The sequence below is a fragment of the Pseudomonas sp. GW823-FHT03E05 genome (assembly GCF_058796855.1).
Genome location: NZ_JBXAJB010000002.1, coordinates 632359 through 653918, shown reverse-complemented (window position 1 = coordinate 653918; position 21560 = coordinate 632359). Strand labels below are relative to the sequence as shown.

The following is a 21560-nucleotide window of genomic DNA, read 5'->3' as shown; positions in this document are numbered from 1 at the left end:
TCGCTGGCAAGCCAGCTCCTACAGGGTTGGGCGAGGCGCGCAAAATGGCGGATATCTTAAAGCAAAACGGCGGCCAGAGGCCGCCGTTTAGTGCTTTGGATCGATTTAGGCAGCTGGAGCCGGCTGGCTTTCTTCCGCCGGTTTTGGCAGCGACGAAAGGAAGGCCATGACCAGCGCTGCCACGTAAGGCAAAGACTGCACCAGGAGCATGGTCACCCAGAAGCGCATGTCGTTGCTCGGCAGGCCCTGCACCAGGAAGATCCCCAGCGCCGCGCCCCACAACAGCAGCATGATGAACAGCTCTTCCCGGGCTTCCGAGATCGCCACCCAGAAGCCGTGGTTGTCGGCGTTCTTCGGGGTGCGAAAGAACGGAATGCTGCTGGTGAAGAAGCCGTACAGCACCGCCTTGGCGATGGTGTGGGACAAGGCCAGGCCCGCCAGGGCCGCGCAGAACGCGTCCTTGAGGTTGACCCCCACTGCACGGCGGTAGAGGAAGATGATCTTGCCCACCTTGAACACGAACAGCGCCAGCGGCGGGATGGCGAAGATCAGCAGCGGCGGGTCGACCCGTTGCGGCACGATGATCATCGCCGCCGACCACAGCAGGGCGCCGACGGTGAAGAAGATGTTCATGCCGTCCGCTACCCACGGCAGCCAGCCCGCGAGGAAGTGGTAGCGCTGGCCACGGGTCAGCTCGGTGTTCTTGCCGCGCAGCAGGCTGGCGGTGTGGCGCTTGATGATCTGGATCGCGCCATAGGCCCAGCGGAAACGCTGCTTCTTGAAGTCGATGAAGGTGTCGGGCATCAGGCCCTTGCCGTAGCTTTCGTGGTGGTACGCCGCCGACAGGCCTTTCTCGAACACCCGCAGGCCCAGCTCGGCGTCTTCGCAGATGCACCAGTCGGCCCAGCCCAGCTCTTCGAGCACTGTGCGTCGGGTCATGGTCATGGTGCCGTGCTGGATGATCGCGTCACGGTCGTTGCGGGTGACCATGCCGATATGGAAGAAGCCTTTGTATTCCGCGTAGCAGAGCTTCTTGAAGGTGCTTTCGTTCTGGTCGCGATAGTCCTGGGGCGACTGCACGATGGCGATCTTCGGATCGGCGAAGTGCGGCACCATGTGCTTGAGCCAGTTGCGGTCGACGCAGTAGTCGGAGTCGATCACCGCGATCACTTCGGCGTCCTTGGCGGTGTGCGGCAACAGATAGTTCAGCGCACCGCCCTTGAAGCCGGCCAGGGGCGCGACGTGGAAGAACTTGAAGCGCGGGCCGAGGGTCTCGCAATAGGCCTGCACCGGTTCCCAGACCGCCGGGTCCTTGGTGTTGTTGTCGATGATCAGGACTTCGAAGTCCGGGTAATCGAGGTTGGCCAGGGCATTGAGGGTCTGTTTGACCATCTCCGGCGGCTCGTTGTAGCAGGGCACGTGGATCGAGACTTTCGGCCGGTAGCTGGAGTCCCCCTCCACCGGCAGGAATTCGCGCCGGCGCTTGTGGATCCACACCGCTTCGGCCAGTTCATGGGCCTCGGTCAGCAGCACGATGAACACCCCCAGCGCGCCGAGGGCCAGGAGGAAGCCCACCGTCAGGCTGAACCAGGTGCTGTATTGCTGGCTGTAGTCGTAGCCGATCCACACCAGCACCGAACCGCAGAGGAACGCGATAAAGGTCAGGAAGGTCCGGCCGCGCTGGCGCAGGGCCGAGCCGTCGATCATCAGCAGGGTCAGCGACAGCAGCGCCAGCACCACCGAGCCGATGGCCAGCACCCGCCATTGCGGGATGGCCACCACCGGGCCTTCGAAGTTGAATTTCTGCTGGCGCGCGGCGTTGAACACGCCCCAGTAGGCGCCCACCGAACCTTCGTCGCTGGCCTTCCACGGCTGGTCGAAGGCTTCGATGACAAAGTAGTTGTAGCCCTGGCGGTTGAGCTTGTTGACCAGGGTACGCAGGTAGATCGCCTGGTCCGCCGGGCTGGCGTCGGCGCCACCACGCATGCGGCCGTTGCTCGGCCAGCCCACTTCGGACAGCAGCAGCGGTTTTTTCGGGAACATCTTCTTCAGGTCCCGGGCGCGGTCGAGGACGAACTGCTCGGCCTTGTCCACCGGGATGAACTCCCAGTAGGGCAGGATGTGCGCCGCGATCAGGTCGACGTGCTTGGCCAGCCCCGGGTTTTCCTCCCAGACGTGCCATTGCTCCGAGGTGGTGACCGGAACTTTTACCGCGGCACGCACCCGGTCGAGAATCACCGACAGTTGGTCGGCGGTGATTTCCTTGCGGAAGATCGCCTCGTTACCCACCACCACCCGCACGACGCTGCGGGAGGTATTGGCCAGTTCGATGGCACGCATGATTTCCCGCTCGTTGCGCTCCAGGTCCGGGCTGATCCAGATCCCCAGGGTCACGCGCAGGCCGAACTCTTCCGCGAGCCTCGGGATGTCTTCCAGGCTGCCGTCCACCGAATAGGTACGGATGTTGTCGGTCAGCTTGCTCATGATCTCCAGGTCGCGACGCATTTCATCGTCGGACGGGTACTGGTCCTTCTGCGGGAACTGGCCCTGCTGGAAAGGCGAGTAGGAAAAACCGGAGATCTGTTCCGGCCAGTCGGGGGCCGAGACCGGGCGATTGATCAGCGCCCAGAAACCGGTGAACAGCGCGGCAATGGCCAGCACTATCACCAGGTTGAGTCCAAATTTACGCGATGACATAGCTATTTCGGGTTCCAAAAGGTGTGGAACGAGGGAAGGGTTGGCAGGCGCCAAACGGCGGGCATCCTACACCGGCCCTCAACTGAGCGTACAGCGCACAGAGGAAAGCCAGACCTTGGGCACTGTATTCGGGTTTAAGTTCTTTACTTGTAGCTTCAAGGTTAAAACTTGTCGCGTTGAGGCCCTATAATGCGCGCCGGTTTTTTAGGTGATGGTCATGAGTACAGAAGATCCACGGTTTGCCGGCGTCGCCCGTTTGTATGGCATTGAAGGCCTGGAACGGCTGCGGGCGGCCCATGTGGCGATCGTTGGCGTCGGCGGGGTCGGTTCCTGGGCGGCGGAAGCCATCGCCCGTTGCGGGGTGGGCGAGATCTCGCTGTTCGACCTCGACGATGTCTGCGTCAGCAACAGCAACCGCCAGTTGCACGCGCTGGACAGCACCGTGGGCAAGCCCAAGGTCGAGGTCATGGCCGAACGCCTGCGGGGCATCAATCCGGGCTGCAGGGTGCACGCGGTGCCGGACTTCGTCACCCGCGAGACCATGGCCGAGTACATCACCCCAGACATCGATTGCGTGATCGACTGCATCGACAGTGTCAATGCCAAGGCGGCGCTGATTGCCTGGTGCAAGCGACGCAAGATCCAGATCATCACCACCGGCGGCGCGGGGGGGCAGATCGACCCGACGCTGATCCAGGTCTGCGACCTGAACCGTACCTTCAATGACCCGTTGGCCTCCAAGGTGCGGTCCACCCTGCGCCGCGACTACGGTTTCTCGCGCACCGTAACCCGGCACTACAGCGTGCCTTGCGTGTTTTCCACCGAGCAGCTGCGTTATCCGAAGCCGGACGGCAGCATCTGCCTGCAGAAGAGTTTTGTCGGCGATGGCGTCAAGCTCGACTGTGCCGGCGGCTTTGGCGCGGTGATGATGGTGACCGCGACCTTCGGCATGGTGGCGGCGACCAAGGCAGTGGACAAGATTGTCGCCGGCGTGCGCCGCCCGTCGGAGCGCAGCAAGCCCGCCGCCCCGTAGGAGCTGGCTTGCCAGCGAAGAGGGCCGCGAGGAGGGTGCAAGGCTTATGGGCCTGTTGGCCAGCAAGCAGGCTCCTACGGAGTTAGGGGGCGCTGGCCAGTTCGCTCATGCGTTGCAAGACGGCGTTCAGGCCATTACTGCGCGAGGGCGAGAGCTGGCGCGACAGGCCCAACTGGTTGAACCAGTCGGCCAGGTCCACTTCCCGCAACTGCTGTGCCGTCAGGCCATTGACCCGCGCCAGGAGCAGGGCCACCAGCCCGCGAATCAGCCGCGCGTCGCTGGCCGCGGCAAACTGCCAATGACCGTTTTCCAGGGCCGCCACCAGCCAGACCTGGCTTTCACAGCCGTGCACCCGGTTGGCCTCGACCCGGTCGGCCTCGCTCAGGGGCGGCAGGCGCTCGCCCCATTGCATCAGCAGGCGCGCCCGCTGTTCCCAGCCGGCAGCCCCCTGGAAAATCTCCAGGGCGGCGACGGCATCCGCCGGCAGGCTCATCGCAGCAGTTCCAGGGCCTGATCCAGGGCTTCGAAGAAACGCTCCAGGTCCTCGGAATCGTTGTACAGCGCCAATGACACGCGAATCGCTCCGGCCAACCCCAGGCTCTTCATCAGCGGCATGGCGCAGTGATGCCCGGCGCGTACGGCAATGCCTTGTTCGGTCAGCAGGTGCGCCAGGTCGGCGTTGTGCACCCCATCCACGACAAAACTGACCAGGGCCACTTGCGGCGAGCCCAGCAGGCGGATGCCATTGCGCGCCTGCAAGCCGTGCAGCAGGTAGGCGTGCAGCGCTGCTTCATGGTCGGCCAGTGCTTGCTGATCCAGGCCGGCGAGATAATCCAGGGTGGCACCCAGGCCGATGACCCCGGCAATCGGCGGTGTACCGGCCTCGAAGCCCAGGGGGGCGGGGCGGAAGCTGGCGTGCTGGTAATCGGCGTCCTGGACCATTTCACCGCCGAACTGCCAGTGGCGCAGGCCCTTGAGTGCTGCATGACGGCCAAACAGCACGCCGACCCCATCCGGGCCGTACAGCTTGTGGCTGGAGAACACATAGAAGTCGCAGCCCAGGGCCTGGACATCGTGGCGGCCATGGACCACGCCCTGGGCGCCGTCGATCACCGTCAGTGCGCCCTGGGCCCTGGCCATGGCCAGCAGTGGGGTCAAGGGTTGCCAGGCGCCAAGCACGTTGGACAGCTGGCTCACCGCCAGCAAACGGGTGCGCGGGCCGATCAAGCGGCTTGCCGCGTCGACGTCGATCAGGCCGTCCGGGTCCAGGGGCAGGACCAGCAGCTTGAGACCGCGACGTTGGGCCAGTTGCTGCCAGGGCAGCAGATTGGCGTGGTGCTCCAGGGCGCTGATGACGATTTCATCGCCCGGGGAAAATTGGTGCTCCAGGCCGTAGGCCAGAAGATTCAGCGCGGAGGTCGCGCCGTGGGTGAAGACGATTTGCCCACTGTCACCGGCATTCAGCCATTGGCCGACCTTGCTGCGGCTGTCTTCGAACGCTTGGGTGGCGTGGGCGCCGGGCAGGTGTTGCGCACGATGCACATTGGCCGCGCCATTGGCGTAGTAGTGCGCCAGCGCGTCCAGCAGGGCTTGGGGTTTTTGCGTGGTGGCGGCGTTGTCCAGGTACGTCTGGTCCTGGCGATGCAGGGCGGCGATGGCCGGGAAGTCGGCGCGCCAGGGGGAGGCTACAAGCATGGTGGCAGAACTCGTTTGAACAGGCCGGGCGCCGATGATAAGCGCCTGGCCGGTTCCAGTGAAACCGAATCGCTGCTTAGTTGTGAGCGTGCAGCGCTTCGTTCAGCTCGATGGCCGACTTGTGGGTCTTGCACTCCACGGCGCCGGTTTCCGAGTTGCGACGGAACAGCAGGTCCGGCTGGCCGGCCAGTTCCCGGGCCTTGAGCACTTTGACCAGCTGGTTGTTCTCGTCCAGCAGCGCCACCTTGGTGCCGGCGGTCACGTACAGGCCCGACTCCACGGTATTGCGGTCGCCCAGCGGGATGCCGATACCGGCGTTGGCGCCAATCAGGCAGCCTTCGCCGACCTTGATCACGATGTTGCCGCCACCCGACAGGGTGCCCATGGTGGAGCAACCGCCGCCCAGGTCCGACCCCTTGCCGACGAACACGCCTGCGGAAACCCGGCCTTCGATCATGCCCGGGCCTTCGGTGCCGGCGTTGAAGTTGACGAAACCTTCGTGCATCACGGTGGTGCCTTCGCCGATGTAGGCGCCCAGGCGGATCCGCGCACTGTCAGCGATACGCACGCCGCTCGGCACCACGTAGTCGGTCATTTTCGGGAATTTGTCCACGGAGAACACTTCCAGCAGCTCGCCGCGCAGGCGGGCTTCCAGTTGACGCTCGGCCAGCTCGCCGAGGTCGATCGCGCCCTGGCTGGTCCAGGCCACGTTCGGCAGCAGCGGGAACACGCCGGCCAGGCTCAGGCCGTGCGGCTTGACCAGACGGTGGGACAGCAGGTGCAGCTTCAGGTAGGCCTCTGGAGTGGAGGTCAGTTGAGCGTCTTCGGCCAGCAGGGTCGCTACCAGCGGCTTGTGGCTTTCGGCCAGGCGGGTCAGCAGGGCTGCCTGGGTAGCGTCGATGCTTTTCAGGGCATCGGCCATTTGCGCGGCCTGGGCGGTGGTGAAGGTGATGGCCTGGTTGCCTTCGCTGTAGCCGAGGATCGGCGCTACGGCAGCGACGATTTCAGCCGCAGGCTGGAGCAGGGGCGATGCGTAAAACACTTCCAGCCAAGCGCCTTGGCGGTTCTGGGTGCCGACACCGAATGCCAGGCTGAACAGGGTAGTGGACATGCAGTTACCTCTTGCGAAATTGATTGAGCAGGCTTACTTGAGCGCTGCTGCGTAAAGGTCTGGCTTGAAGCCAATCAGGGTCTTGTCTCCGAGATCGAGCACCGGGCGCTTGATCATCGAAGGTTGCGCGAGCATCAGTTCAACGGCTTTCGCCTGGTCGAGATCGGCTTTGCTTTCGTCATCGAGTTTGCGAAAGGTCGTGCCCGCGCGGTTCAACACCACCTGCCAGCCGTGCTCGTCGCACCACTGATTCAGGTGCTCACGGTCAATGCCGGAGGTTTTGTAATCATGGAAGTCATAGCTGACAGCGTGTTCATCGAGCCAGGTGCGCGCCTTTTTCATGGTGTCACAGGCTTTGATGCCGAAAAGGTGCAACGTTTTGCTTGAAGCGGTCAAGGAATTGCCCCCTTTGGAGATGCTGGAGATGAAAGGTCACGGATTATGCCACGACCGCGCCGATTCGGCGTCGGCTGCTGCGGGGCTTTGTCGCATTGTGTTTCCACGCCCGGGCGCCGTTGCGACTTTTGTGCAGCGGCGTAAACGCAGCTTAAGCGGCTAATATGGCACTTCTGCGGTGAATTCCTGCCGCTGTTGTGTGTCTGCTTTGAAGTTTCAGATCGGGAAGCCCGCTTTATGCAAACCGCCTATACCGTCCTCATCCTGCTGATGCTGGTGAGCCTCTCGCGTCTTGTCGGACGGGTGATTCCACTGCCGCTGCCCCTGGTGCAGATTGCCGCCGGCGCCTTGCTGGCCTGGCCGACCCTGGGGCTGCACGTGGCCCTGGACCCGGAGCTGTTTCTCTTCCTGTTCTTGCCGCCGCTGTTGTTTTCCGATGGCTGGCGCATGCCCAAGCGCGAATTCTGGCGCCTGCGCGGGCCGATCCTGACCCTGGCAGTAGGGCTGGTGCTGTTCACCGTGGTGGGCGCCGGCTACTTCATCCATTGGCTGCTGCCGAGCATTCCGTTGCCGGTGGCCTTTGCCCTGGCCGCCGTGCTTTCGCCCACCGACGCCGTGGCGGTATCGGCGATTTCCCAGAATCGCTTGCCCACGCCCCTGATGCACATGCTCCAGGGGGAGGCGCTGATGAATGACGCCTCGGGCCTGGTGACCTTCAAGTTCGCCCTGGCAGCGGCGGTGACCGGGGTGTTCTCCCTGGCCAACGCCAGCCTGACCTTCGTCCTGGTGGCGGTGGGCGGCCTGGCGGTCGGGGTGGCACTGAGCTGGCTGGTGGGGCGCCTGCGGGCCTGGATGATCGCCCGAGGCTGGGATGACCCGGCGACCCACGTGGTGTTCATGCTGCTTTTGCCGTTCGCCGCCTATGTGCTGGCCGAGCGCCTGGGGGCCTCGGGCATTCTCTCGGCGGTGGCGGCGGGGATGATGCAGAGCTGGCTCGACCTGCTGCCGCGCCAGACCAGCACCCGGCTGCTCAATCGCAGCGTCTGGTCACTGCTGGAGTTCGCCTTCAATGGCCTGATCTTCCTGCTCCTGGGGTTGCAGCTGCCGGACATCATCAAGGCCGTGGTCAGTCACGAGACCTCGCTGTGGCCGACCCTGTTCTACCGTTGCCTGGATGTGGTGGCGATTTTCCTGGTGCTGCTGGTGTTGCGTTTCATCTGGGTGCAGAGCATCTGGCGCCTGTCCGGCCTGCTGCGGCGCTGGCGCGGCAAGGGCGAATTGACCCTGGTGCCGACCGCTCGTTCCTGCTGGTTGCTGACCGTGGGTGGAGTGCGCGGGGCGGTAACCCTGGCCGGTGTGATGTCGGTACCGTTGTTTCTCGGTGCCGGCGAAGCCTTTCCGGAGCGCGACCTGCTGATCTTCATCGCTGCCGGGGTGATCCTGCTGTCCCTGGTGGCGGCCTGCATTGCCCTGCCGCTGCTGCTGCGCGGCATTGTGAAGAGCCCTGACGACAAGCGCCGTGGGGAAGTGCGGGATGCCTGGCGCAAGACTGCCGAAGCGGCGATCCATGCCCTGGAAGCCGAAGAAGTGGCTGACACCGGTGAAACCCCGGATGCTGCCCAGGCGGCCCTGGCTACCGAACTCAAGGGGCGCTTGATGGCCGAGTACCGGCATCAGTTGGAGGTCTACAACGATTCCGCCGAGGCCCAGGCCCTGGCGTTCCAGATGGACTTGCTGGAGCGGCGCCTGCGGATCAAGGCCCTGCGAGCGCAACGGCTGGAGCTGTATCGGCTGAGCCGCCAGCATCAGATTGGCGACGATGTGCTACGCGAAGTACTGGCCGACCTGGATATGAGCGAGGCCAATCTGGGGCAGGTGAAGTGAGGCGTTCGCCGGCAGTCGGCTCCTGCTGTGGGAGCCGGCTTGCCGGCGAAAGGCCTCAAGTGCGACGCAGCACGAAATCGCGAATCCGTTCCGCGGCTTCCACGCATTCCGCCAGCGGTGCTACCAGTGCCATGCGTACCCGGCCGGCGCCCGGGTTGGTGCCGTCCACTTCTCGCGACAGGTAGGAGCCCGGAACCACGGTCACATGCTCCTGTTCGAACAGGTCGCGGCAGAAGGCTGCGTCATCCCCGGCCACGTTCGGCCACAGGTAGAAGCTGCCGTCCGGGCGCTGCACATCCATCACGGGCGCAAGGATCGCCAGCACCGCGTCGAATTTCTCCCGGTACAAGGCGCGGTTGGCGCGCACGTGCACTTCGTCGTTCCAGGCGGCGACGCTGGCCAGTTGGGTCTGCACCGGCATGGCGCAGCCGTGGTAGGTGCGGTACAGCAGGAAGCCCTTGAGAATCTCGGCATCACCGGCGACGAAGCCCGAGCGCAGGCCCGGCAGGTTGGAGCGCTTGGACAGGCTGTGGAACACCACGCAGCGCTTGAAGTCCTTGCGGCCCAGTTCGACGCAGGCGCTGAGCAGGCCCGGCGGCGGTGTCTGTTCGTCGAAGTACAGCTCGCTGTAGCACTCGTCGGCGGCGATCACGAAGTCGTGCTCGTCGGCCAGTGCGATCAGCTTCTTCAGGGTATCCAGCGGGATCAGCGCGCCGGTGGGGTTGCCCGGCGAGCACAGGAAGAGGATCTGGCAGCGCTGCCAGATCTCCACCGGCACGGCGTCGAAGTCCGGGTTGAAGCCGTTTTCGTCGAGGCACGGCAGGTAGTGCGGCTTGGCCCCGGCGAGGAAGGCTGCGCCTTCGTAGATCTGATAGAAGGGGTTGGGGCTGACCACCAGGGCGTCTTCGCCGCGGTTGACCACGGTCTGGGTGAAGGCGAACAGCGCTTCGCGGGTGCCGTTGACCGGCAGTACATTGCGCGCCGGGTCGAGCCAGAGCGCGGGCACGCCAAAGCGCCGCTCGCACCAGCCTGCGATGGCTTCGCGCAGCGCCGGGATGCCCAGGGTGGTGGGGTAGACCGCCATCTGATCGAGGTTGCTGGCCAGGGCTTCGGCGACAAAGCTTGGCGAGCGGTGCTTGGGTTCGCCGATGGACAGGGCGATGGCGCGCTTGTCCGGGTTGGGCGTCACGGTGCCGAGCAAGGCGCGCAGCTTTTCGAACGGGTAGGGCTGCAACTGGTTCAGAGCGTTGTTCATGGAGGCGGTATCTCACTCAAAGCGGTGGTTCGGACCCGTCAGATGCTCAGGCGGGTCATTTCGATAGTCGGTTCGTGGCTGACGCTCAACTGCTCGACGATCGCATCCTGCAAGCGGCTGCACAGCTGGGGGTCGGACAGGGGCTGGTTGTGCGCATCGGTGATGAAGAACACGTCTTCCACGCGCTCGCCCAGGGTGGCGATCTTGGCGTTCTGCAGCGACAGGTCGAACTCCAGGAAGATCTTGCCGATCCGCGCCAGCAAACCCGGGCGATCCGGGGCGCTGAGTTCCAGCACGGTCACCGGGCGTTGGGCGTCGTTGTGGATAGTCACCTCGGGGGCGAAGGCAAAATGCTTGAGCTGGCGCGGCACCCGGCGCTGGATGATGGTCGGGTAGTCGTCGGGGTTGCGCAGGGCGTCGGTCAGGCCCTTGCGGATCTGCTCGACTCGCTGCGGGTTGTTGCCGATGGATTCGCCGTCGTTGTCCAGGACGATGTAGGTGTCGAGGGTGAACTGGCTGCTGGAGGTGATGATGCGCGCGTCATGGATGTTCAGGTTGAGCTGGTCCATGGCGGCCACGGTCACCGCGAAGAAGTCGTGCTGGTCCGGGGCGTAGATGAAGATCTGGGTGCCGCCCTCGAACTCGCGCTGGGTGATTTCCTTGATCAGCACCAGTGGCCCGCCATCGGCCGGCTGCTGGAGGATCGCGTCGCTGTGCCAGGCCACGTCGCCGGCGGTGTGGCGCAGGAAGTAGTCGTCCCCCAGTTGGGACCAGAGTTGTTCCACTTCGTCCGGGTCGGTGCCGTTGCGCACCAGGATGTCCAGGGCGGCGCTCTGGGTCTGGCGGATCTGCTCTTCGCGGTCCACCGGGTTTTCCAGGCCGCGGCGCAGGGCTCGCTTGGTCTCGGTGTAGAGCTGGCGCAACAGGCTGGCGCGCCAGGAGTTCCACAGCGTCGGGTTGGTGGCGTAGATATCGGCGACGGTCAGTACGTAGAGGTAGTCGAGGCGGGTCTGGTCGACCACGATCTGTGCGAAATCGTGAATCACCTGCGGGTCGGACAAGTCCTTGCGCTGAGCCGTGGTGGACATCACCAGGTGGTTCTGCACCAGCCAGACGATCAGCCGGGTATCCCACTGCGGCAACTGGTGGCGCACGCAGAAGGCTTCGGCATCCACGGCGCCGATTTCCGAGTGATCGCCATGACGGCCCTTGCCGATGTCGTGGTACAGACCGGCCAGGTAGATCAGCTCGGGCTTGGGCAGCTTGCCCATGAGCTTGCTGGCCAGCGGGAATTTCTCGGAGATCGGCGTGTACTGCATTTTGCGCAGGTGCTTGATCAGGTTCAGCGTGTGGGCGTCCACGGTATAGATGTGGAACAGGTCGTGCTGCATCTGCCCGACGATGAAGCCGAACTCCGGCAGGTAGCGTCCGAGAATGCCGTAGCGGTTCATCCGCCGCAGGTTGCGGTGGATGCCGATCTCGCACTTGAACAGCTCGATGAACAGGCTGGTGTTGCGGATATCGTGGCGGAAGTCGTCATCGATCAGATGCCGGTGTTCGCGCAGCAGGCGGATGGTGTCGGCGCGCACGCCCTTGATTTCCGGGTGCTGGGCCATCAGCACGAAGATCTCCAGCATGGCGAACGGCGTGCGCTTGAACACGTTGTCGTTGATCGCCTCGATGTAGCCGTCGTGCAGTTGGAAGCGCGCATTGATCGGCTGTGGCGGTGCCTCGTCCTCGGGGGCGAGGATCACCTCCTCGAAGTGCTGGATGATCAGGTCGCTCAACTGGGCGATGCTCATCACCACCCGGTAGTACTGCTGCATGAAGCTTTCGATGCTCTGTTTCGCATCTTCGCCCTCGAAGCCCAGCAAGGTGGCGATGGAGCGCTGGTGATCGAGCAGCAGGCGGTCCTCGGCGCGCCCCGCGAGCATGTGCAGCGCGTAGCGGACCTTCCACAGGAACTCCTGGGACGAGGCCAGGAGCGCGTTTTCGCTTTCCACCAGGAAGCCTTCGCCGGCCAGGGCCCGCAGGTTCAGGGTGCCGTACTGGCGGCGCGCGACCCAGAGGATGGTCTGGATGTCCCGCAACCCACCCGGCGAGCCTTTGACGTTGGGCTCCAGGTTGTATTCGGTGTCGTTGTACTTGTGATGGCGGGCCTTCTGCTCGGCCCGCTTGGCCAGGAAGAAATCCTTGCTCGGCCACATGTGCTCGGTGCTGGTCACTTGCAGCATGCGCTGGCGCAGGTGCTCGGGGCCGGCAATGGTGCGGCTTTCCATCAGGTTGGTGATCACCGTCAGGTCGGCCCGCGCCTGTTCGGCGCATTCGTCCACCGAGCGCACGCTTTGCCCGACTTCCAGGCCAATGTCCCAGAGCAGGGTAAGAAAGCGTTCGATGGAGTCGCGGAAAATTTCGTGGTCGGCGCTGTCCAGGAGGATCAGCAGGTCGATGTCGGAATAGGGGTGCAGCTCGCCGCGACCGTAGCCGCCGACCGCCACCAGGGCGATGTCGGCGTCGTCGCTCCAGCTGAACTGGTCCCAGGCCTTTTGCAGGATGTTATCGATGAACCAGGCGCGGTCTTCGATCAGCCGACGGATCTCCCGCCCACTGCGAAAGCGCGTATCCAGCACTTCCCGTGCCTGGCGGATGGCCTTCTTGAAGGCGGCGATAGGGCTGGCCTTCAGGGCCAGTTCCGCCTGGAACTGGCCGCGGTCGAAGAGTTCGGGGTCCACCTGCGGCATCGATTGGCTTTCCTTTCTATCTATAAGGTCGGGACGCAGCGTTGTGGATCAGGCAGATACCCGGGCGATGGTGTCATCGCTGCGCAGGGTGAAGATCTCGTAGCCGGTCTCGGTCACCAGCAGGGTGTGTTCCCACTGCGCGGAGAGCTTGCGGTCCTTGGTGATGGCGGTCCAGCCGTCGCCCAGGACCTTGGTGTCGGCCTTGCCCTGGTTGATCATCGGCTCGATGGTGAAGGTCATGCCGGCCTTGAGTTCCATGCCGGTACCGGCACGGCCGTAGTGCAGGATCTGCGGCTCTTCGTGGAACACCTTGCCGATGCCGTGGCCGCAGAACTCGCGAACCACCGAGAAACCGTTCTTTTCCGCGTGCTTCTGGATCACTTCGCCGATGTCGCCCAGGCGGCAGCCCGGTTTCACCAGTTCAATGGCCTTGTACATGCATTCCTGGGTGATCTGCGACAGGCGCTCGGCCCAGACCGGCACGGTGCCAACGTGGAACATGCGGCTGGTGTCGCCGTGGTAGCCGTCCTTGATGACGGTCACATCGATGTTCAGGGTGTCGCCATCCTTCAGCGGCTTCTCGTTGGGAATGCCGTGGCACACCACGTGGTTGATCGAGGTGCAGATGGATTTGGGGAAGCCCTTGTAGTTCAGCGGGGCAGGGATCGCACCCTGCACATTGACGATGTAGTCATGGCAGATGCGGTCCAGTTCTTCGGTGGTGACACCGGGTTTGACATGCTCGGCAATCATTTCCAGCACGTCGGCGGCCAGTTTGCCGGCGACACGCATTTTGGCGATGTCCTCGGGAGTTTTGAGGGTGACGGTCATACAGGCTCTCTTGACGCCCAGGGGCGCGATAAACACGGAAATGGCTCGAAAACCCGCATGCGCAAAGCTTGGCCTACGATGGGCCAGCAAGGTTTTCAAAAGCCGCAAAGGTGCGATTCTAACAGAGGCTCAGCGCAAATCTGAGGTTCTGCTGGCGCTTCTCTCTATACAATGGTGCATTCTGGACCGATTCCAAGAGGCGGGCAAAATGCCTGCGGATCGCCGAGTGTGAATCCGGGTTCCGTTTTTGCCCTTGCTGTGGTATAAAATGCGCCGCTTTCCGGGGATGCCCCGAAAAGCTCAAACCCACACACGTGTCGACACGATGACCTGGGTGCCCTCAGCACAAGCTGTTGGTTGGTCATTGGGATACGTGGAGGCCTAACCCGACTTATTAAGGAACTATCATGTCCCAAGTCAACATGCGCGATATGCTGAAGGCCGGTGTGCACTTCGGTCACCAAACCCGTTACTGGAATCCGAAAATGGGCAAGTACATTTTCGGCGCGCGCAACAAGATCCACATCATCAACCTTGAAAAAACCCTGCCAATGTTCAACGAAGCTCTGACTTTCGTAGAGCGTCTGGCCCAGGGCAAAAACAAGATTCTGTTCGTCGGCACCAAGCGTTCCGCTGGCAAGATCGTTGCTGAAGAAGCAGCACGTTGCGGTTCGCCGTACGTCGATCACCGCTGGTTGGGCGGCATGCTGACCAACTACAAAACCATCCGTGCTTCCATCAAGCGTCTGCGTGACCTTGAAGTGCAAGCAGAAGACGGTACCTTCGCCAAGCTGACCAAGAAAGAGGCGCTGATGCGCACTCGCGATCTGGAAAAGCTGGATCGTTCCCTGGGTGGTATCAAGGACATGGGCGGCCTGCCTGACGCACTGTTCGTGATCGACGTTGACCACGAGCGCATCGCGATCACCGAAGCCAACAAGCTGGGCATCCCGGTCATCGGCGTTGTCGATACCAACAGCAGCCCGGAAGGCGTTGACTACATCATCCCAGGCAACGATGACGCCATCCGCGCCATCCAGCTGTACATGGGTTCGATGGCTGACGCTGTGATCCGTGGTCGCAACAACGTTGCTGGCGGCACCGAAGTGTTCGAAGAAGCTGCAGCACCGGCGGCTGAAGCCTGAGTAACTGACGCGTAGCGTTGACTCAGCACGCAAAAAGGGGGCTTGGCCCCCTTTTTGCCAACTCGAAAATCATTTCGTCGTCGCGCCCCGACAGTTTCTGTAATGCGGGGCTGTTATGAAGTGGTTTCGGGGCAATGCCCAAGAATTGAGCGCCCGTTCGATCGGGTGGAATGGTTGAAAACCTATCCAAGAGGATTTTGAAAATGGCAGAGATTACTGCAGCGTTGGTCAAAGAACTGCGCGAGCGTACCGGCGAAGGCATGATGGACTGCAAAAAGGCCTTGACCAAGGCCGGCGGCGACATCGAAAAAGCCATTGATGACATGCGTGCTTCCGGCGCCATCAAGGCTGCCAAGAAAGCAGGCAACGTTGCTGCTGAAGGCGCTATCGCCATCAAGGACGACGGTAAAGCCGCTGTCCTGCTGGAAGTCAACTCGCAGACCGACTTCCTGGCTCTGCAGGACGATTTCAAGGCATTCGTTGCCGCTAGCGTGGAAAAGGCTTTCGCTGACAAGCTGACCGACGCCGCTCCGCTGATCGAAGCTCAAGAAGCTGCCCGCCTGATCCTGGTTGGCAAGACTGGCGAGAACGTCAACATCCGTCGTCTGGCTCGCGTTGAAGGCGACGTGGTCGGCACCTACCTGCACGGCAACAAGATCGGTGTTGCGGTCGTTCTGAAAGGCGGTTCCGTTGAACTGGCCAAAGACATCGCCATGCACGTAGCGGCCAGCAACCCTGAGTTCCTGCTGCCATCGCAAGTTTCGGCTGAAGCGATCGAGCGTGAAAAGGCTGTGTTCCTGCAGCTGAACGAAGACAAGATGAAAGGCAAGCCAGCCGAAATCGTTGAAAAAATGATCGCTGGCCGTATCAGCAAGTTCCTGGCCGAAGCCAGCCTGGTTGAGCAAGCTTTCGTCAAGGACCCAGAAATCACCGTAGGTGCTCTGGCCAAGAAAGGCGGCGCTGAAATCGTTTCCTTCACCCGTTTCGCGGTAGGTGAAGGCATCGAGAAGAAAGAAGACAACTTCGCCGAAGAAGTTGCTGCACAACTGGCTGCTGCCAAGCAACAGTAAGACGGTTTTTTCAACTGTCGCCCAGAAGAGGCTGCCCGCTCACGCGCGCAGCCTCTTTTCAAATGGGCAGGGTAATTTAGTTGTTTATCCTCGGAACCGCCTTACAAAGTCGTGTTCTGATGGCGCTGTGACAGCGTCAAGCTAGAGTGAACGCAGGCTGTAAACAGCCCGCAAAGAATTTTTTAAATACGCCGCAGGAGAGATTCGCAATGGCTCAGCAGGGCAGTGGTTATCAAGCTCGCTATAAACGCATTCTACTCAAGCTTAGCGGCGAGGCCCTGATGGGCTCGGAAGAGTTCGGGATCGATCCCAAGGTGCTGGATCGCATGGCGCTGGAAGTCGGCCAGCTGGTTGGTATCGGCGTCCAGGTAGGCTTGGTGATCGGTGGTGGCAACCTGTTCCGTGGCGCTGCATTGAGCGCGGCCGGGATGGATCGGGTCACGGGCGACCACATGGGCATGCTGGCCACTGTGATGAACGCCCTGGCCATGCGTGATGCACTGGAACGTGCGAATATCTCGGCCATCGTGATGTCGGCTATTTCCATGGTCGGCGTGACCGATCACTATGACCGTCGCAAGGCGATGCGCCACCTGAACTCCAAAGAGGTGGTGATCTTCGCGGCCGGTACCGGCAACCCGTTCTTCACCACCGACTCCGCAGCCTGCCTGCGCGCTATTGAGATCGATGCCGACGTGGTGCTCAAGGCAACCAAGGTCGATGGTGTTTACACTGCAGACCCGTTCAAGGACCCGCATGCCGAGAAGTTCGATCATCTGACTTACGATGAAGTGCTGGATCGCAAGCTGGGAGTGATGGACCTGACGGCAATCTGCCTGTGCCGCGACCACAAGATGCCGCTGCGGGTATTTAACATGAACAAGCCCGGCGCCCTGCTGAATATCGTGCATGGTGGCGCTGAAGGAACCCTGATCGAGGAAGGCGAGCAATGATCAACGAAATCAAGAAAGACGCTCAAGAGCGCATGAAGAAATCCCTGGAGTCCCTGGCCCATGCATTCGGCCAGATTCGCACCGGCAAGGCTCACCCCAGCATCCTGGGCAGTGTGATGGTGCCTTACTACGGTACCGACACACCGTTGAGTGGCGTTGCCAACGTTACCGTGAAGGACTCCCAGACCCTGCAGGTAGTGCCGTTCGAGCGCAATATGCTCGGAGCCATCGACAAGGCCATCGGCAGTGCCGGTCTTAACCTCAATCCGACCAACCTGGGTGAGCTGCTGCTGATCAAGATGGCACCGCTGACCGAGGAAACCCGCAAGGGCTTCACCAAGCAGGCGCGTGCTGCCGCCGAGGATGCGCGGGTTGCAGTGCGCAATATTCGCCGCGATGCCCTGGGTGAGTTGAAGAAGCTGACCAAGGACAAGGAAATCAGCGAAGACGAAGAGCGCCGTGGCAGCGCCGAAATCGATAAGCTGATCAAGGACTTTGAAGCTCAGATCGCCAAGGCGACTGAGGAAAAAGAAAAGGACTTGATGGCCGTATAAGGGTCAGGCGTTTTCATGGAAAAGACCAAGCAGTCTGTGTTGTCCTCGGTGCCGCGCCATGTGGCGATCATCATGGACGGTAATAACCGCTGGGCAAAAAAACGCTTTATGCCGGGTGTCGCCGGGCATAAGGCGGGTGTCGATGCGGTACGTGCAGTGATCGAAGTGTGCGCTGAGGCCAAGGTCGAGGTGCTGACCCTGTTTGCCTTTTCCAGTGAAAACTGGCAGCGCCCGGCTGACGAAGTCAGTGCCTTGATGGATCTGTTCTTCAAGGCCCTGCGTCGTGAAGCCAAGCGCCTCAACGAGAACAACATCAGCCTGCGGATCATTGGCGATCGTTCACGCTTCCATCCCGAGTTGCAGGCGGCGATGCGCGAAGCGGAGGCCATTACCGCGGGTAGTGATCGTTTCATCCTGCAGATCGCCGCCAACTATGGCGGCCAGTGGGATATCGCTCAGGCCGCCCAACGCCTGGCGCGCGAGGTCCAGGCCGGGCATCTGCGGCCCGAGGACATCACTCCGGGCCTGCTGCAGACCTGCCTGGCGACCGGCGACCTGCCGCTGCCGGACCTGTGCATCCGGACCGGTGGCGAGCATCGCATCAGCAATTTCCTGTTGTGGCAGCTGGCCTATGCCGAGCTGTATTTCTCCGACCTGTTCTGGCCGGACTTCAAACACGAAGCCATGCGCAATGCGCTGGCCGATTACGCATCTCGGCAGCGGCGCTTCGGTAAGACGAGCGAGCAGGTCGAGGCTGGAGCCCGGGTTTAATGCTTAAACAACGAATCATTACTGCGCTGATCCTGCTGCCGATCGCCTTGTGCGGGTTCTTCCTGCTCGAAGGCTCGGGGTTCGCCCTGTTCATCGGTCTGGTGGTAAGCCTCGGTGCCTGGGAGTGGGCGCGTCTGGCGGGCTTCGAGGCGCAGCCGGCTCGGGTGGCCTTCGCCGTGGTGGTGGCGGCGCTGTTGTTCCTGATGCATCTGGTTCCGGGCGTTGCGCCCTGGGTGCTGGGTGCTGCGGTGCTGTGGTGGGCGCTGGCGACCTACCTGGTGCTGACCTATCCGCGTTCCAGCGAGCAATGGTCCGGTGCCGCACCCAAATTGTTGATCGGCCTGCTGATCCTGCTGCCGGCCTGGCAAGGGCTGGTGTTCATCAAGCAACTGCCACTGGGCAACTGGTTGATCATGGCGGTGATGGTGCTGGTGTGGGGTGCGGATATCGGTGCCTACTTCTCCGGCAAGGCCTTCGGCAAGCGCAAGCTGGCGCCCCAGGTCAGCCCGGGCAAGAGCTGGGAGGGCGTGTACGGCGGCCTGGCGTTGAGCCTGGTGATCACCGCGGTGGTGGGGCTGGTGCGTGACTGGACCCTGGGGCAGATGATTCTGGGGCTGCTGGGTGCAGCGATCGTTGTATTCATTTCGGTGGTCGGCGACCTGACCGAGAGCATGTTCAAGCGCCAGTCGGGTATCAAGGACAGTAGTAACCTGCTGCCCGGTCATGGTGGGGTGCTGGACCGCATCGACAGCCTGACCGCGGCCATTCCGGTGTTTGCCGTGCTGTTGTGGATGGCTGCGCTGTGACTGCTGTACAGCAGATCACGGTTCTGGGGGCTACCGGCTCTATCGGTCTGAGCACCCTGGATGTGATTGCCCGTCATCCGGATCGTTATCAAGTGTTTGCCCTGACGGGCTTCACGCGTCTGGCCGAGTTGCTGGCGTTGTGCGTAAAACATGAGCCCCGTTTTGCGGTGGTGCCCGAGGCCGCGGCCGCCAGCCGCCTTCAGCAAGATTTGCGCGCCGCCGGCCTGGCTACCCAGGTGCTGGTGGGGGAGCAGGGGTTGTGCGAGGTGGCCTCGGCTCCGGAAGTCGATGCCGTGATGGCGGCGATTGTCGGTGCGGCGGGGTTGCGCCCGACTCTGGCGGCGGTTGAGGCTGGCAAGAAGATCCTGTTGGCCAACAAGGAAGCGCTGGTGATGTCTGGCGCGCTGTTCATGGAGGCAGTGGGCAAGAGTGGTTCCGTGCTGTTGCCTATCGACAGTGAACACAATGCGATCTTTCAATGCATGCCCGCGGATTTTTCCCGCGGGCTGAGTCGGGTCGGTGTGCGACGTATTCTTCTGACGGCTTCGGGCGGTCCTTTCCGTCAGACGCCTCTGGAAGAGCTTGAGCATGTTTCCCCCGAACAGGCCTGTGCCCATCCGAACTGGTCCATGGGGCGCAAGATCTCCGTGGACTCGGCAAGCATGATGAACAAGGGGCTGGAACTGATCGAGGCCTGCTGGCTATTTGATGCCAGGCCTTCCCAGGTCGAAGTGGTGGTGCACCCGCAAAGCGTGATCCACTCGCTGGTGGATTACGTCGACGGCTCGGTCCTGGCTCAGTTGGGTAATCCGGATATGCGCACCCCGATCGCCAATGCCCTGGCCTGGCCGGAGCGCATTGATTCCGGTGTAGCGCCGCTGGATCTGTTCGCCATTGCTCGCCTGGATTTCCAGGCACCCGACGAGCAGCGGTTCCCTTGCCTGCGCCTGGCACGGCAAGCTGCCGAGGCGGGTAACAGCGCTCCGGCCATGCTGAATGCGGCCAATGAGGTGGCGGTATCGGCGTTTCTCGAGCGGCGCATCCGCTACCCGGAGATCGCGAGTATCATCGATGAGGTTTTAACCCGTGAGCCTGTGGTCGCAGTCAATGAACTCGACGCAGTGTTTGCGGCAGACGCCAGGGCTCGAGTCCTGGCGCAACAATGGTTGCAGCGTAACGGGCGATAGGATTCGCGACCGGGGCGAGTGGCGGCGAATAGGATTGCGGAGAAAGTAGATGAGCGCGCTCTATATGATTGTCGGCACCCTGGTAGCCCTGGGTGTGCTGGTCACCTTCCATGAATTCGGTCACTTCTGGGTCGCCCGTCGCTGTGGCGTCAAGGTTCTGCGCTTCTCCGTGGGCTTTGGCATGCCCTTGCTGCGCTGGCATGATCGTCGCGGCACCGAGTTCGTCATCGCCGCTATCCCGCTGGGCGGCTATGTGAAGATGCTGGATGAGCGTGAAGGCGAGGTAGCTGCCGAGGAGCTCGATCAGTCCTTCAACCGCAAGTCGGTTCGCCAGCGTATCGCGATTGTTGCTGCCGGTCCGATTGCCAACTTCCTCCTCGCACTGGTGTTTTTCTGGGCCCTGGCGATGCTGGGCAGCCAGCAGGTGCGGCCGGTCATCGGTGATGTAGAGGCTGGCAGTATTGCTGCCAAGGCCGGGCTCAGTGCCGGCCAGGAAATCGTCGCCATCGACGGCGAGCCGACTACCGGCTGGGCGGCCGTGAACCTGCAACTGGTGCGGCGCCTGGGTGAAAGCGGTGCGCTGCAGGTGCTGGTGCGTGAGCAGGGCGCCACTGTGGATTCGCCACGCCAGCTGGAATTGGATAAATGGTTGAAAGGGGCTGATGAGCCGGATCCGATTCGCTCCCTGGGCATTCGTCCGTGGCGTCCGGCCCTGCCGCCGGTGCTGGCTGAACTTGACCCCAAGGGCCCGGCCCAGGCCGCTGGCCTGAAGACCGGCGATCGTCTGTTGGCCCTTGATGGCCAGCCCCTCAATGACTGGCAGCAAGTGGTGGATTGGGTCCGTGTGCACCCTGATACGAAAATTGTGCTGCATGTCGAGCGCGATGGTGCTCAAATCGACGTCCCCGTGACCTTGGCCAGCCGCGGCGAAAGCAAAGCGCCAAATGGCTACCTGGGGGCCGGGGTGAAAGCGGTAGATTGGCCGCCGCAGATGCTTCGCGAGGTCAGCTACGGGCCGTTGGAGGCGATTGGTGAAGGGGCCCGACGGACCTGGACCATGAGCGTCCTGACCCTCGAATCGCTGAAGAAAATGTTGTTCGGCGAGCTCTCGGTAAAAAACTTGAGTGGACCGATAACCATTGCTAAAGTGGCGGGCGCTTCTGCCCAGTCGGGCATTGCTGATTTCTTGAATTTCCTTGCTTATCTGAGTATTAGCCTGGGTGTTCTGAATTTGTTGCCCATCCCGGTACTGGATGGGGGGCATTTGCTGTTTTATCTGATCGAGTGGGCGCGTGGTCGTCCCTTGTCGGATCGGGTGCAAGGTTGGGGGATACAGATCGGTATCAGCTTGGTGGTCGGAGTCATGCTGCTTGCTCTGGTCAACGATCTGGGTCGTCTGTAACGCTTCGCTGAATTGCGAATCTGCCGCAT

General features: G+C 62.2%; 18 protein-coding genes. 10 read left to right on the top strand and 8 right to left on the bottom strand.

What is annotated here, in order from left to right; all coding sequences use genetic code 11:
- Positions 1-105: 105 nt before the first annotated feature.
- Positions 106-2697 carry a glycosyltransferase gene (locus tag AC1RCO_RS10760; protein WP_011059514.1) on the bottom strand — a complete coding sequence of 864 codons (2592 nt, stop codon included), beginning with the start codon at positions 2695-2697 and terminating at the stop codon, positions 106-108.
- Positions 2698-2914: 217 nt separating this feature from the next.
- Here AC1RCO_RS10760 and tcdA point away from each other — a divergent pair, with 217 nt between their 5' ends.
- Positions 2915-3730, top strand: coding sequence for a tRNA cyclic N6-threonylcarbamoyladenosine(37) synthase TcdA (gene tcdA, locus AC1RCO_RS10755; protein WP_404674127.1), 816 nt, complete (start codon positions 2915-2917; stop codon positions 3728-3730).
- 82 nt (positions 3731-3812) lie between these two features.
- Here tcdA and AC1RCO_RS10750 read toward each other — a convergent pair whose 3' ends face one another.
- From AC1RCO_RS10750 to AC1RCO_RS10735, 4 genes are all read right to left on the bottom strand, one after another.
- Positions 3813-4223, bottom strand: coding sequence for a SufE family protein (locus AC1RCO_RS10750; RefSeq protein ID WP_065364552.1), 411 nt, complete (start codon positions 4221-4223; stop codon positions 3813-3815).
- Entirely contained in the window at positions 4220-5425 is a 1206-nt protein-coding gene (locus AC1RCO_RS10745; RefSeq protein WP_404674126.1) for an aminotransferase class V-fold PLP-dependent enzyme, read from the bottom strand. The genes AC1RCO_RS10750 and AC1RCO_RS10745 overlap by 4 nt, the downstream gene beginning before the upstream one ends.
- 76 nt (positions 5426-5501) lie before the next feature.
- Positions 5502-6536, bottom strand: a complete 1035-nt coding sequence (gene dapD / locus AC1RCO_RS10740; protein WP_011059518.1) for a 2,3,4,5-tetrahydropyridine-2,6-dicarboxylate N-succinyltransferase — start codon at positions 6534-6536, stop codon at positions 5502-5504.
- Between the two features lie 33 nt (positions 6537-6569).
- Positions 6570-6932: an ArsC family reductase gene (locus AC1RCO_RS10735; protein ID WP_011059519.1), complete on the bottom strand. Its 363-nt coding sequence runs from the start codon at positions 6930-6932 to the stop codon at positions 6570-6572.
- A 237-nt stretch (positions 6933-7169) separates the two neighbouring features.
- Between AC1RCO_RS10735 and AC1RCO_RS10730 the strand changes: the two genes are divergently transcribed.
- Positions 7170-8816 carry a Na+/H+ antiporter gene (locus AC1RCO_RS10730; RefSeq protein ID WP_015634329.1) on the top strand — a complete coding sequence of 549 codons (1647 nt, stop codon included), beginning with the start codon at positions 7170-7172 and terminating at the stop codon, positions 8814-8816.
- 55 nt (positions 8817-8871) lie between these two features.
- On the opposite strand, the gene dapC is transcribed toward AC1RCO_RS10730, so the two are convergent.
- From dapC to map, 3 genes are read right to left on the bottom strand one after another with little or no spacing between them, the layout of a single operon-like run.
- A complete protein-coding gene (gene dapC / locus AC1RCO_RS10725) occupies positions 8872-10071 on the bottom strand; it encodes a succinyldiaminopimelate transaminase (protein ID WP_065364550.1) in 1200 nt (399 codons plus the stop codon).
- Between the two features lie 38 nt (positions 10072-10109).
- Positions 10110-12812: a [protein-PII] uridylyltransferase gene (locus tag AC1RCO_RS10720; RefSeq protein ID WP_015634331.1), complete on the bottom strand. Its 2703-nt coding sequence runs from the start codon at positions 12810-12812 to the stop codon at positions 10110-10112.
- A 48-nt stretch (positions 12813-12860) separates the two neighbouring features.
- Positions 12861-13643, bottom strand: coding sequence for a type I methionyl aminopeptidase (map, locus tag AC1RCO_RS10715; protein ID WP_011059523.1), 783 nt, complete (start codon positions 13641-13643; stop codon positions 12861-12863).
- A gap of 407 nt (positions 13644-14050) precedes the next feature.
- Here map and rpsB point away from each other — a divergent pair, with 407 nt between their 5' ends.
- The 8 genes from rpsB to rseP all read left to right on the top strand — a co-directional run bounded on the left by rpsB (position 14051) and on the right by rseP (position 21531).
- On the top strand, positions 14051-14788 hold the full coding sequence (rpsB, locus tag AC1RCO_RS10710; RefSeq protein WP_011059524.1) for a 30S ribosomal protein S2: 738 nt from the start codon (positions 14051-14053) through the stop codon (positions 14786-14788).
- A gap of 203 nt (positions 14789-14991) precedes the next feature.
- Positions 14992-15858: a translation elongation factor Ts gene (gene tsf / locus AC1RCO_RS10705; protein ID WP_011059525.1), complete on the top strand. Its 867-nt coding sequence runs from the start codon at positions 14992-14994 to the stop codon at positions 15856-15858.
- Between the two features lie 209 nt (positions 15859-16067).
- Entirely contained in the window at positions 16068-16811 is a 744-nt protein-coding gene (pyrH, locus tag AC1RCO_RS10700) for a UMP kinase (RefSeq protein WP_011059526.1), read from the top strand.
- Positions 16808-17365 carry a ribosome recycling factor gene (gene frr, locus AC1RCO_RS10695; protein ID WP_011059527.1) on the top strand — a complete coding sequence of 186 codons (558 nt, stop codon included), beginning with the start codon at positions 16808-16810 and terminating at the stop codon, positions 17363-17365. The genes pyrH and frr overlap by 4 nt, the downstream gene beginning before the upstream one ends.
- Before the next feature lie 15 nt (positions 17366-17380).
- Positions 17381-18136: a polyprenyl diphosphate synthase gene (gene uppS, locus AC1RCO_RS10690; protein ID WP_011059528.1), complete on the top strand. Its 756-nt coding sequence runs from the start codon at positions 17381-17383 to the stop codon at positions 18134-18136.
- The gene (locus tag AC1RCO_RS10685) at positions 18136-18942 is read left to right on the top strand and encodes a phosphatidate cytidylyltransferase (protein ID WP_011059529.1); all 807 of its coding nucleotides are present in this window, start codon (positions 18136-18138) and stop codon (positions 18940-18942) included. Before uppS ends, AC1RCO_RS10685 begins: the two co-directional genes overlap by 1 nt.
- Positions 18939-20129 (top strand): 1-deoxy-D-xylulose-5-phosphate reductoisomerase, encoded by a 1191-nt coding sequence (ispC, locus tag AC1RCO_RS10680; RefSeq protein WP_125062630.1) that lies wholly within the window; start codon positions 18939-18941, stop codon positions 20127-20129. The genes AC1RCO_RS10685 and ispC overlap by 4 nt, the downstream gene beginning before the upstream one ends.
- Positions 20130-20178: 49 nt before the next feature.
- Entirely contained in the window at positions 20179-21531 is a 1353-nt protein-coding gene (rseP, locus tag AC1RCO_RS10675; RefSeq protein WP_011059531.1) for a sigma E protease regulator RseP, read from the top strand.
- Positions 21532-21560: the final 29 nt, after the last annotated feature.